The organism is Psychrobacter sp. van23A (assembly GCF_030845275.1).
Lineage (GTDB): Bacteria > Pseudomonadota > Gammaproteobacteria > Pseudomonadales > Moraxellaceae > Psychrobacter > Psychrobacter faecalis.
The window spans coordinates 524,693-537,551 of record NZ_CP132595.1 but is presented as its reverse complement, the minus strand read 5'-3'; the positions used below and the strand labels follow the sequence as shown (position 1 = coordinate 537,551).

Annotated in this window: 9 protein-coding genes; 4 read left to right on the top strand and 5 right to left on the bottom strand. The window is 44.1% G+C overall.

Going from position 1 to position 12,859, the window contains the following annotated elements:
- Window positions 1-263 precede the first annotated feature (263 nt).
- The 4 genes from hflX to RAH45_RS02345 all read left to right on the top strand — a co-directional run bounded on the left by hflX (window position 264) and on the right by RAH45_RS02345 (window position 4,551).
- Complete coding sequence (gene hflX / locus RAH45_RS02360) at window positions 264-1,703, top strand: ribosome rescue GTPase HflX (RefSeq protein WP_068403987.1); 1,440 nt, start codon at window positions 264-266, stop codon at window positions 1,701-1,703.
- A 430-nt stretch (window positions 1,704-2,133) separates the two neighbouring features.
- Window positions 2,134-2,586: a CidA/LrgA family protein gene (locus tag RAH45_RS02355; protein WP_068403985.1), complete on the top strand. Its 453-nt coding sequence runs from the start codon at window positions 2,134-2,136 to the stop codon at window positions 2,584-2,586.
- 22 nt (window positions 2,587-2,608) lie between these two features.
- On the top strand, window positions 2,609-3,298 hold the full coding sequence (locus RAH45_RS02350; RefSeq protein ID WP_068403983.1) for an LrgB family protein: 690 nt from the start codon (window positions 2,609-2,611) through the stop codon (window positions 3,296-3,298).
- A 443-nt stretch (window positions 3,299-3,741) separates the two neighbouring features.
- On the top strand, window positions 3,742-4,551 hold the full coding sequence (locus tag RAH45_RS02345; RefSeq protein ID WP_068403981.1) for a lytic transglycosylase domain-containing protein: 810 nt from the start codon (window positions 3,742-3,744) through the stop codon (window positions 4,549-4,551).
- A 93-nt stretch (window positions 4,552-4,644) separates the two neighbouring features.
- On the opposite strand, the gene tsf is transcribed toward RAH45_RS02345, so the two are convergent.
- The 5 genes from tsf to RAH45_RS02320 form a co-directional block, all read right to left on the bottom strand.
- Entirely contained in the window at window positions 4,645-5,526 is an 882-nt protein-coding gene (gene tsf / locus RAH45_RS02340) for a translation elongation factor Ts (protein WP_068403979.1), read from the bottom strand.
- 244 nt (window positions 5,527-5,770) lie between these two features.
- Window positions 5,771-6,580, bottom strand: a complete 810-nt coding sequence (gene rpsB / locus RAH45_RS02335; protein WP_068403976.1) for a 30S ribosomal protein S2 — start codon at window positions 6,578-6,580, stop codon at window positions 5,771-5,773.
- A gap of 308 nt (window positions 6,581-6,888) precedes the next feature.
- Complete coding sequence (locus RAH45_RS02330; RefSeq protein ID WP_068403974.1) at window positions 6,889-8,148, bottom strand: multidrug effflux MFS transporter; 1,260 nt, start codon at window positions 8,146-8,148, stop codon at window positions 6,889-6,891.
- A 259-nt stretch (window positions 8,149-8,407) separates the two neighbouring features.
- The gene (locus RAH45_RS02325) at window positions 8,408-9,220 is read right to left on the bottom strand and encodes a crotonase/enoyl-CoA hydratase family protein (protein WP_102077340.1); all 813 of its coding nucleotides are present in this window, start codon (window positions 9,218-9,220) and stop codon (window positions 8,408-8,410) included.
- Window positions 9,221-9,358: 138 nt separating this feature from the next.
- Window positions 9,359-12,844 (bottom strand): ATP-binding protein, encoded by a 3,486-nt coding sequence (locus RAH45_RS02320; protein ID WP_102077339.1) that lies wholly within the window; start codon window positions 12,842-12,844, stop codon window positions 9,359-9,361.
- Window positions 12,845-12,859 lie beyond the last annotated feature (15 nt).

Below are 12,859 nucleotides of genomic sequence, written 5' to 3'. Positions count from 1 at the left end.
GCAATGAGTATAACAAAATTTATTTACTCAGTGATGACTTGTACACTGAATTATGAGTGGCTTTTGTTAATAGTCTCAGCTTAAAATTTTTATAGATAAAAATATCTCCCTATAAACGCTGTAACATAAAGACGTAGCTAATTGTGTACATACGCTTTAATATCAAATGATAAGACCACATATAGAGGGTCATATGAACGCTATATCGATACTCATTGAAGCGGTCATAGCGATTTATCTACTTTAATAATAGGTGATACTCTTTGGAATATTTTGAAAGACATGAAGGTGGCGAGCGCGCCATTATCGTCCATTTAGACATCCGCCAAATTCAAGATCCCGATGATCTAAATGAATTTGAGCTACTTGCAGATTCGGCAGGCGCTGATCGCTTGGCACTGGTTACAGGCTCGCGTGCGCGTCCTGATGCCAAGTATTTCGTTGGTAGCGGTAAAGCACAAGAAATAGCCGAATTGGTGCGCGAATACGACGCTGATATTGTGCTTTTCAATCATAATTTATCGCCATCGCAAGAGCGTAATATCGAAGCTTTGGTACAATGCCGCGTGCTTGACCGCACCGGCTTAATTTTGGATATTTTTGCCCAGCGCGCCCGTACTTACGAAGGTAAGCTACAGGTTGAGCTTGCGCAGTTAAACCACCTATCAACGCGATTGGTGCGTGGTTGGACGCATTTGGAGCGCCAAAAAGGGGGTATTGGTCTACGTGGACCCGGTGAAACTCAGCTAGAAACGGATCGCCGCTTATTACAAGTGCGTGTCAATCAGTTGAAAAATAAACTGGAAAAAGTACGCCAAACCCGTGCCCAAGGTCGAGCGCGTCGGCAAAAATCAGACGTCCCGACCATCTCGCTCGTCGGTTATACTAACGCTGGTAAATCTACCCTATTTAATCGCTTGGTCGATGAAAATATTTATGCCGCCGACCAATTATTTGCCACCCTTGACCCGACCTTGCGCCGTCTTGACTGGCAAGGAGTTGGCCGCGTGGTTTTGGTCGATACCGTGGGATTTGTCCGTCATTTGCCACATGAGTTGGTCGAGTCGTTTCATGCAACCTTAGAAGAGACGCTAGAAGCCGACTTACTACTACATGTCATTGATTCATCGAGCGAAGACATGCACGAGCAAATTCAAGCGGTAAAAAACGTCCTTGCTGAGATTGACAACGATGTGCCCGTGCTGAATGTTTATAATAAAATCGACTTAACCGATGAGCCGGCGCACATTGGCTATGCAAAAGAAGGTCAGCCAAATCGGGTATATGTTTCTTCGCGCCAAAACCTAGGCATGGAAGAGTTGTCGCTTGCTGTACAGCAATTATTGACGGGCAACTTAACTACCTTTGATTTGACCCTACCGTATAACGCCGGTCAATTTAAAAACACCTTGTATGAGCTTGGCGTGATTTTGGAAGAAAGCTATGACGATAACGGTCATGAGCGCCTAACCATTCGCTTGCCAAGCGATAGGCTCAAACAGCTATTGGGACAAGCCAATCTAAAGCCGTTAGATGTATTGCCGTTAGCGCAAGCAACATTGCTAATGCCGATACTTGAAGAGTTTGAGCAAAAAGATGAGAGTATTGATGCAGCTGCCTCTTTAACGGCAGAGGAAGAAGATGCTTTTGCTGAATTTGAAGCGTTAAACTCTGCTACAGAAGCATCTGATTCGCAAAGTTAAATAACGTCGTCAAAAGTTATTTAATCGGAATGAAGTTAAAAAGGACGCTATCAAATGATGGCATCCTTTTTTATATTTTTGGCATATAAGGGGTAATCGACATTTATTATATAGTCAAAATATCCTAAAAACGCGACGGTATTGCTGATATTAATTTTCTGTAGCCTCTGTCTGCGCAGCCACAGCAAGCAAGAAAAATTGATATCAGCAGTGCGTGATTTATTGATATGACTTTTCACTCACTATACGAGACATTTAACAACAGCTTAATAGCAGCAATTAGCGCTTAGGCTTTATTAGTATGGCTACTGCCTATATAATCAGCTTTTGCTAAAATGCTTTTATTGACATGCTTTTGTTAACACATTGGCATTAAACTCTCTTTTTTAGCATATTTCCCTTTTTATACCCGACTTGGCTAGGATTGCTTATGAGCTCTACCTCTACTTCTAACACGCCTTTGTGGATGGCGCTAATATTGACGCTGATTATGGTCGTGGTGGTTCGTGAGTTAGCAGTCGTTGTCTGCCAATGGGCGGGCATTGAAAAAGCAGCCAATATCGTCGGCCTGTTAACGATGTTTATTATTTTAATTGTTTGGCGAGTGATAAAAGGTTTACCGCATTGGTTAACCCAAGCAAGCAACACCTTACTGGTCGATAGTGGTTTTGCTTTTTTGCCCGTTTCTGCCGGTGCAGGTTTGCTGCTATTTGCGTTAGGTGATGAGTTTTGGGGCGTGATGCTGACTATGATTATCAGTACGCTTATCCCGCTTTGGGGATTGGCTATCCTTGCCAATCGCTCGCTTAATAATAGCGACAATACAGATGGCAGTCATGATGACAATATGAATATGACCAACAAGCACAAGGGACAGCATTAAGCTCTGTTAATAAGGCAACGTTATGAGTTTTGATAGTGTGTTTAGCGCAACCCTTGCTGCGATAGCATTAACCTTGGCCGCCCACGTTATTGCCCGTGTCCTTGCGCGCAAGCTGTCATGGTTGCCGATGGTTATCACCGCTTTGGTCTTAGTACTGCTGTTTTTGTTTATTTTACAATGGGATTACAATCATTATTACAGCGTGGCAAAACCGGTATTTGATCATTTATTAGGCTATGTGACAGTATTATTGGCCGTGCCATTGGCGGCGATGAACTTTAAAGGTTTACCAGTTAAAAAGCTAACCATGATTGTGGCACTGGCGAGCGTGGTTGGCGCCTTGCTCCCCATGTCATTGGCCTATTTATTTTCGCTTAGCCACGAGACCATTTTGGCATTTGCTACCCGCTCAGTGACCACACCAATTGGTCTGAGCGTCGCCGATTTGATTAAAGCACCGCTGGCATTAGCAAACTTAATAATTATCGTTTCAGGTCTAATCGGTGGAACCTTAGCGCGCTTTTTATTTCGCGGTATTGATGACGACCGCGCCAAAGGCCTCGCGCTAGGATTGGCAGCACATGCATTTGGCACCGTAGAAGCATGGCAAATCAGCCATACTGCCGGACGCTATGCCGCCTTTGGCTTAGCGGTCAATGGCTTAGTCACCGCTGTTTGGGTACCTATTTTTATCAGTGCCTTATCGGTTTAAAATGTTTTACCTTCTGTTCAAAACTCTTAAAGCCCATCCTACTTGCTGGGCTTTTTTCGCCTACATTAATTATATTTGCTAGCATTTTTAACGTTATCTATTAATCATTTTTATGACAAAAACAAAGTCTTAAACCTTGCTGCTATAAACTGCTTAACTACCCTCGCTTTATTACTATCTTGATTTTATTCAGCTTTTTTACAAAATAAATGGATTTTTGACGTCGCGTGCATACATTCAGATGTGGCAAAAACTTATTTTGTGTTATAGTAAGCAACTATTATTTTTTGTATCTATTGCAAGTGGTTTTGTTAGACGTGAATTCGTAGATAGCCTATTTGAGCGCTATAAGATCCTACAGACGCGATAACCGCTTTGATGCGCAACCTTACGCGCTTATAGGCAAAGCAATTTGCTCTTACTTAATAAAAAGTGATAAACCTATGATAACTATTGCCCCTTTACTGACGCGCTGCTTGTCACCCCTTTTACTCTCTGCCATTGCTTTATCTAGCTTGCCTATCGCCGCTCAAGCGGGAAACATGTATATTTATAAAGACAAGGGCGGACAAGTTCTGCTTACCAACGTCAATCCTAGCGGTAATTTTGATAAATTTAATAAAAAAGTAAAAACCACCTACTATAAAGACTCAAGCGCCTACAATGCGGGCAGCAGCTATAGCAATGATTACGGTAGCAGCACGGCGAGTAGTAGCGGCAGCCGTAACTCTTATGACAGTTATATCCGCGCCTCGGCTGCCCGTCATGGTATCGATCCTGGCCTTATGAAAGCCATGATGCATACGGAATCGGCGTTTAATCCCAATGCACGCTCACCTGTTGGCGCGCAAGGCTTGATGCAGCTGATGCCGGCAACGGCGCGCCGCTTTAATGTCAGTAATCCGTGGAATCCTGCTGATAATATCGAAGGCTCAGCGAAATATATCGCTTGGCTGATGAAACGTTTTAATAATAACGTTGAGTTTGCGGTGGCAGGTTATAATGCTGGTGAAGGGAACGTCGATAAATACAATGGCATACCCCCGTTTAAAGAAACGCGCAACTATGTCAAAAGCGTCATGAGCCGCTATCATAGCTTATATAAGAACGACTCAGCGCTAGCGGGTAATACCATGAATGCCAATAACGCTACGGGCACTACCAATGGCGGCGTGCAAAACGTCAGTTACGGTACCAGTAGTAATAGCAACAGCGCCAGCTATGCCAATTCCGCTTATTTAGCACTACGTTAATATTAACCTTTAAAATGCACAGACACAAAAAAGCCCGTTAGATGAATAACGGGCTTTTTGATATCTATACGATGTGCTTTTATGATGTAAAGCTTACTTGTTCGCCGCTTGCGTGGCAGCAACTTCAGCAGCAAAGTCTTCTTGCTTCTTCTCGATGCCTTCACCAACTTCTAAACGTTTGAAACCAAGGACTTTTACGCCTTCAGATTTTAATACGTCACCAACTTTTTTCTCATTGTCCATAACGTATGGTTGACGTAGTAAGGTTACTTCGTCTAGGTATTTGCGCAAACCACCTTCGATCATTTTTTCAACGATATTGTCAGGCTTGCCAGATTCTTTCGCTTTGGCTTCGATGATGTCTTTTTCGCGTGCTAGTACATCAGCATCTACGCTTTCGTCATCTACTGCAACTGGGTTGAAAGCTGCAATGTGCATGGCAAGGTTTTTACCAGTTTCTTCGCTGCCGCCTTCATAAGATACGACCACACCGATACGTAGGCCGTGACGGTATGCAGCAATGTTTGCGCCTTCTAGGACTTCAACGCGGCGAATTTGAATGTTTTCACCGATTTTTTGTACCAAAGATACACGCGCTTCTTCAACGGTTTGCTCATCGCTATAAGACAATTCAGAGATAGCAGCAACGTCAGTGACATTGTTTTCTAGGGCAAGATTGGCCACTTTTTCTGCAAATGCAGTGAAATTTTCATCTTTTGCAACGAAGTCAGTTTGGCAGTTTACTTCTAGCAAGAATGCTTTGTTGTCACCTTGAGCGATGATGATAGCACCGTCAGCTGCGATGTTACCTGCTTTTTTAGCCGCTTTCGCTTGACCAGATTTACGTAGGTTATCAATGGCAACTTCGACATCGCCGTTTGCTTCTTCTAACGCTTTTTTACATTCCATCATGCCAAGACCAGTACGGTCACGCAATTCTTTTACCATTTTGGCAGATATTTTTACTTCTGACATAAGAGTTACCTTTTATGATGTAGGTGAGTATTGTTATGTAAGGGAGTGCACGATATCTAAACGCGCTGACATTCTGGCAATAAGTCAGTGATGCTCGACGCGTTAATAATAAGGCATGACGAGTAAAACTACATCATGCCTATTATAGATTTCCATAAACTTTATGTGATTAATAACCTTATATGACTGCTAATAGCTAAACTATCAAGGCATCCTTACAAAGTTAAACCTTATCGCTTAGCCATTACTCTGCTGGAGTCGCTGCTTCTTCAGTTTTCGCATCAGCTGCAGCTTCAGTAGCAGGAGCTTGCTCAGCGTCTTGTGCTTGGTCAGCTTTACCGCCTGCTTGAGTTTGCGCATATTCTTTACCAGCGATAATCGCATCAGCAATAGAAGTTACATACAAAGTCACAGCACGGATAGCATCATCGTTAGCTGGAATGATGTAATCAACGTTATCTGGGTTTGAGTTGGTATCAACGATACCGATAACTGGGATACCTAGATTTTTAGCTTCTTTGATAGCGATTGCTTCATGGTCAACGTCGACGACGAAGATTGCGTCAGGTAGGCCGCCCATGTCTTTGATACCGCCCAATGAACGCTCAAGTTTTTCCATATCACGAGTACGCTCTAATGCTTCACGCTTAGTCAGCTTAGCAAAAGTACCGTCTTCAGACTGTTTTTCAAGCTCTTTTAGGCGATTGATTGACTGACGTAGGGTTTTCCAGTTAGTCAACATACCACCTAACCAGCGATGGTCAACGTATGGCATGCCAGCACGTTGTGCTTGCTCGCGGATAACGCCGCTTGCTGCGCGTTTAGTACCGACGAATAATACTTTGTTTTTCTTAGCAGCTAGGCCGTTTACGTAAGTCAATGCTTCGTTAAACGCTTTTACGGTGTGCTCTAAGTTGATAATGTGAATCTTGTTACGGGCGCCAAAGATGTATGGACCCATTTTTGGATTCCAAAAACGTGTTTGGTGACCAAAGTGAGCGCCGGCTTGTAATAAGTCGCGCATTTCGATTTTGGTTGGATTGTTTGAAGCCATGTGAAATTCCTATTGGTTGGGTTATGCCTCCACATCACAAAAACTGCCTATCTAGCGACACGCATTTGCTAACGGTTAATGTTTAACGTTTATTGAAACGGCACTAACTTTTTTGCAAATTAATCAAGTCGCCAAACACCCAGCAATTTTTTGCCATGATGTGTGTGTCATTGTTTGATGGGTTGATTTAAAAATAGAGCTATGATTTGAAAGTTCAGAATAATACTGAATGATAAAAATAGCTGGGCTGTATTTTACCATATAACGCTTAGCGACTGCTAGCGCTATTATGCATCGCTACCCTTCAATCACTCCGCAGTGTCCAAATCCAAATCACGGTCTATCTGCCAAATTAAATACGCCCCCAAACTCATGAGTACAAAGAGTGCAATACCAATTTTTAACACAGGATTAAGAGGGAATAAGTTTAATAATAAACCACCAAAAATACCGACCGAAAACATCAACGAGCCTTGCAAAGCACTGGCCATACCCGCACGGCGTTTTTGAAAAGCAAGGGCAATCGCCGAGGCGTTTGGCTGTGTCAGGCCCAAGCCCGCAATACAAAAGAAAATACAAGCTAAAACCAGCGGCAACCATGCATCCGTACCAAAAATAATACCGGTTACAAATAGCGCGGCGGCTGAGGTGACCTGCATCATTGCCCCAAATCGTAGAATACTTAAAATACGAAAACGATTAGTCAGCCATTGATTCAGCTGGGTCAAACCTACGAACCCTGCCGCATTCATCCCAAATAGCCAACCAAAATGCGTGGCCGAGACGCCATAGGTATCCATGATTAATTCAGAAGCTGAGCTGATATAGACAAACATCGCGCCCATTAATAAACCACCGCCTATCGCTGGATAGTTAAAGGTCGGGTCTTTTAATAAATCCCAATATTGACTGAGCACTTCTTTGGCAGGACGCACATTACGGTTTTCTTCAGTCAAGGTTTCAAAGAAGAAAAACTTGGTCAGTAATAAATTTAACGCCCCAAAAGCCGCCAAAAACCAAAAAATAGAATGCCAACTAAAGAACTTTAAAAATAAAGCACCAAGCGATGGTGCTAATATCGGCGCTAAGCCCATGACCAATATCATAATAGAAAAAGCTTTGGCGGTTTGTTTGGCAGTCAGGCGGTCACGTATTGCCGCACGCGTCACAACCGCTCCCACGCACGCGCCGAGCGCCTGAAAGGTTCGACCGATAAACAATACGTATTCATTATCGGTCGTCGCACAGACAATCGAGGCAATCACATATAAAATCATGCCCATATATAACGGTTTGACGCGACCGACGCGATCACTAAAGGGGCCATAAAACAGCTGACCAAATACTAAACCAAGAAAATAGGCTGGCACAGAGTTGGCCATAAAGGCGGTCGATACGCCAAAATCCTCTGCCATAGATGGCAATGCTGGCAAATACATATCAATCGATAATGGCCCGACTGCCACGATAAGCCCAAGCATCATAATCCATGCAACGGGCAAATCAGCAGAGCGCACTCGGTCAGCAGCATTGGGTTTATTGGGCAGGGAGGGTTTTGGAGCAGACATAATGAGACCATATGATAAAGAAAGGATTATTTTATTATTGATACGTGGTTTGTTGAGTAATTTTAATCGACTTTTATTGCAAAACAAGCCTTTTAAAAATACCGTCTATAAACAAGCTGCAACGCAAACACAGCAACGTAAACAGATAAAAAAACAGATAGTGCTATATTGCACTATCTGCTTGTAATTCAATAGATGCTTGATGTGAATAAAATAAACCTATCTCACTCAAATACAGTGGCCAAATATGGCTGATTTTTTAACGGAATTGACGTTTGCCAAAAGCGGTACTGGCTTGCTTGGCTTTTCTAAGCGCCAGTTTACGGTTGCGTCCAAACATCATTTTTAGTTGCCAAAATTTTTCTTTATATAGCGTCGTAGCTGGCTGCTCGAACATGGCATTGATAACGCGCTTACTTGCCAGCACCGCATCGGGTGAGCGCTCAGCAAACTCGGCGGCAAGCTTTTGCGCCTGCTCAAGTGGCGTTTCACTACAATGGCTGACCAAGCCAAGCACTTGGCCTTCCTCGGCATTGACTGTACGCGCGGTCATTGCCAGCTCCTTTAAGACATCAGCGCGTACGACGCCAAACCCTGATTGCGTTAAGCCCATGTCAGGTACGAGCCCCCACTTAGCTTCCATAATAGACAATTTACACTCAGGATGGCTAATACGCACATCACAAGCCAGCGCCAGTTGTAAGCCCGCGCCAATACAGTAACCTTCTAAAACCGCAATCACTGGCACAGGCACATCACGCCAAACCAAGCAGACGCGTTGAAAGAGACTTTGCCAAGGTTTAACCAGCTCCCATAGCGCAAACGCTTGGTTTTTAGGATGGTTTAAATCGCCCAAATCGATACCAGCACAAAACGTGCCTTCTGCGCCATTAAGAATCACTGCGCGTACCGCTTTATCTTTACTGATACGCCCTGCGACCGCAATTAACTCTTGCACCACTTTAAAGCTCATGGCGTTCTTTTTTTCCGGTCGATTAATGGTCACCGTTATTATATTGTCGGTCGCGCTGACTTGTAATGTCTCATACTGGTAAGTGGCAATAGCGTGCATAATCATCCTTAATAATAAATAAAACACTTAGAGAGTTTGTTAATCCGTTTAATATTAACAGCCTTGAACTCGCCCTTCCTTATCAATAACTGACTACTAGGGTATCGTTTATCCTCAGCGGTTTGATAATTATCCGCTTTAAATCATTTTCCACGTCATATCATTTTCACTTAGACGATGATAATTAAGCTGCGGATACGCCGATAAATCGAGGGTTTGTAGATTGTTTAACGCCGTCAATAACGCTTCATAATAAGGCTCGAGCATCGCAAACTGAGCCGGCGTGGTATGTTGAATATTCAATAAGCACTTATCCTCTAGGTCTTGGCTGGCCTGACGTAGTTGCGGCACACCGGTATAGCGACTGCCACCCAAGATACGATGGGCAATTTGCGCCAGCGCGCTGCGGTTACGAGTGTCCCATGCCTGCATCAATGCTTGCTTTTCATCATTGATGGTATCAAACATCATAATGATGAGCTTGGCCGCTAAATCGGGTTTATTGGCTGAGCGCGTCAACGCATCTTGCCAATTTAAAATCTCCGAGGTATCAAGGATATTTGCGCCCATGTCCGTATTATTTTGCCCATGTGCGGTATTTACTGCTTGTTCATCTTTAGCACGCTCTGACATTTGATAAGGCAGATAAGATAAGGGTGCTTGCCCCTGCCCTTGATAATGCAGATTCTCATAGTGTGGCTTTTCATAGCGTGGTTTCTCGTAACGTGGTTGGGTTTCGCGCGGTGTCTCGCGTCTATAATCTTCACGCGGCTGACTGTCACGCAAATAGTTATCGCGGATTTTCTTCAGTGATAAAGGACGGGTAATTTTTGCCGGACTCTTCACTTTATTATCAGAACTTGTATTGGCGATATGATTATCCTCGTTATCTTTGAGCAAAGGATAAGTTGGGGTTGTCCCATCTACGTAAGACGTCAAGGCGTTTTGATTTGCCCCACTTTGTAAGTCAGCGTGCAAGTCAGAGCTATGCAAGTTATCACTATGAATAGTGGTTAATGGCGGCACTGAATCGGTACGACCAAGCCATTTTTGCAGCACTTGTAGCAACTGTGGCTGGCTAATAGGTTTGCCGACATAATCATTGATGCCGCTCGCAATTAGCTTATCGCGCTCATCGGCTAAGCCATGAGCCGTTAAGGCGATAATCGGAATGTGATGATCAGGGGTTTCGATATTACGGATTTGCCGCGCCGCTTCATGCCCTGACATACGCGGCATTTGAATATCCATAAATATCAAATCGATACTGTTTTTGTGCGCCGTACTACCTTTATCATCTGTCGTAGTATCGTCAAGATGTAATGGATTAACCGCCGATTTACTAGCATCATCACGCGCTTCGGCTTTAGAGATTTGGGTCTTTTTCGACAGACTTTGGCTATTAGTTTTAGCATTTTTAATATGTTTGGTTTGCTGTTTACTGATGATTTCTATCGCATCAAAACCGCTGCTGGCGGTAATGACATGGATGCCAAGTTCACTTAGCAGCGCATCAAGCACCAACAAGTTTGGCAGATGGTCGTCGACAGCCAAGACGGTTACGCCCTTCCAGCGCGGCTCTTGAACGCCACTCGGAGCGCTGCGTTTCTGCGTATCAAGCATCGCATAGAGCTGTCTTTTATCTAAAGGCTCATACAAAATATTGGCATGATAACGATTGAGCAGTGCTTGATCGGCGGCAACTTGATAGCCAAATACCGCCAGCTTTCCTTGATAATGCAGACGAATTTGTTTGAGTAGCGCCATCATATCGTCTTGGGTATCGTCATCTACGATGACCCAATCCCAATAATTACCGCGCTCTTTGAGCGACTCAAGTACGCCTGGTAAAGAGTTTGCTTGAGTCAGGGTAATCGGTAAATGTTGCAGGCTGGCTTTGAGCACCTGTATCGAGGCAGTATGATTGATCCAAACTAGCACATTAAACTCGTCCGTATCGCTGGCAAGTGGCGCGAGCACGGGCAACTCAATCGTTTGCCCAGTTGCCGCTTCCAAGACATCGACATGGGCTGGCATTCGAAACCAAAACGTCGCTCCTTGATTAGAGATGTTTTCTTGCACATTGTCATAAAAGCCAATGTCGCCGCCCATCAGCCGCGTCAATTGCTTGGAGATGACCAGACCCAAACCGGTGCCGCCGTATTGCCGCGTAATCGACGGATCGCCTTGGCTAAAGCTTTGGAAGAGCATTTTTTGGTCAGATAATGAAATCCCTTTACCGCTATCTTGCACGCTAATCATCAAATAATTGTCGCGATGATCATCCAAGCTCACGCGTACAACCACATCGCCACTATCGGTAAATTTAATCGCATTACCGACGATATTGGTCAGTACTTGTTTAAGGCGCAACGCATCGCCATTGATGCGCATCGGCACGTCGTTATAAAACAATACCGCCATGCGCAGACCTTTTTCGGCAGCAACCGGCGATAGCATATCGACCACATCATAAATGGTGTCGTAAAGGTCAAACTCATGACAATCAAGGACCAATTTACCCGCTTCAATCTTAGAAAAATCCAAGACGTCGTTCACTAGCGCTAATAGATGCGCCGACGATTTACGGATGGTTTGCACGTACAAATCTTGTTCAGGATTGAGCTCACCGTGACGCGCCAGCAAATTAATAAAACCATCGATACTGTTTAATGGTGTACGCAATTCATGGCTGATATTGGCCAAAAACGCCGATTTTGCTTGGCTGGTTGAAATCGCCGCATCACGCGCATTACGGATGGAGATATTTTGCATTTCCATCTCATCAAATGCCAAACGCAAATCATCTTCGGTCTGCTCGGCATGATCTTTTAAATCTTGGAAGCTGGCATGTAGGCGGCGTAAGGTCCTGACCAGATCTTGCTGCAATAAATTCAGCTCGCCATTTGATTCGACCGGAATAGGCTGATAAAGATTGTCGACATGGGTACGTTGTAATTGCAAACGCAGCTCGTAAATCGGTGCAATCCAACGTTTTGAATAAATATTTAAGCTCAATAACAAAATTAAAATCGTAAATAAACCCGTAATCGCGAGCGCCATGGCGATACGATAACGGGCGATATAAAGCGGCTCATTATCCATATCAATCATGAGCCACAATTGCTGCCCGTCAAACTCTCCCAAGCTACTGCCATAAGCGGTACCAATGGGCGTTGTTTGTTGCGATAAAAAGCGCTGTGAAGATTCTATCTGAGGCCAAGCTTCCTCAGTGCCATAACCGACGCTTGCCAGCACCTCATTATTTTGATTGATAATTGCAATACGCTGGACATGCTGCTCGGACTGCATACGCCCGAGCCTATCTTGAATACCTTCTAAGGCCGCTAACGCCGCTTGCGGGTTGTCCGCTGCCTTATTTTTATCATCGCCATTGTCTACCTGTTCTTGCTCTAATAACTCAGGAACCAACTCCGCAATCGTTGGCGTATAACGAATCAGTACCGCCTCTGCTAACGCTTCTTGCTCTGAATTACTGGCACGCATGGTTTCATAAAACACCAAAATGCCACCGACCGCTGCCAATAAACAAATTGGCAAAAACACCAATATAATCAGCTGACCATAAGCGCTACTGGTATCAAAACGTTTTTTGTAAGCCATGCTGGGTTTATTCTC

Excerpts from the sequence above, each read along its gene's own strand:
- tsf (WP_068403979.1), bottom strand. The coding sequence starts at position 5,526 with ATGTCAGAAGTAAAAATATCTGCCAAAATGGTAAAAGAATTGCGTGAC.
- RAH45_RS02320 (WP_102077339.1), bottom strand. The coding sequence starts at position 12,844 with ATGGCTTACAAAAAACGTTTTGATACCAGTAGCGCTTATGGTCAGCTG.
- RAH45_RS02325 (WP_102077340.1), bottom strand. The coding sequence starts at position 9,220 with ATGCACGCTATTGCCACTTACCAGTATGAGACATTACAAGTCAGCGCG.
- RAH45_RS02330 (WP_068403974.1), bottom strand. The coding sequence starts at position 8,148 with ATGTCTGCTCCAAAACCCTCCCTGCCCAATAAACCCAATGCTGCTGAC.
- RAH45_RS02355 (WP_068403985.1), top strand. The coding sequence starts at position 2,134 with ATGAGCTCTACCTCTACTTCTAACACGCCTTTGTGGATGGCGCTAATA.
- rpsB (WP_068403976.1), bottom strand. The coding sequence starts at position 6,580 with ATGGCTTCAAACAATCCAACCAAAATCGAAATGCGCGACTTATTACAA.
- RAH45_RS02345 (WP_068403981.1), top strand. The coding sequence starts at position 3,742 with ATGATAACTATTGCCCCTTTACTGACGCGCTGCTTGTCACCCCTTTTA.
- RAH45_RS02350 (WP_068403983.1), top strand. The coding sequence starts at position 2,609 with ATGAGTTTTGATAGTGTGTTTAGCGCAACCCTTGCTGCGATAGCATTA.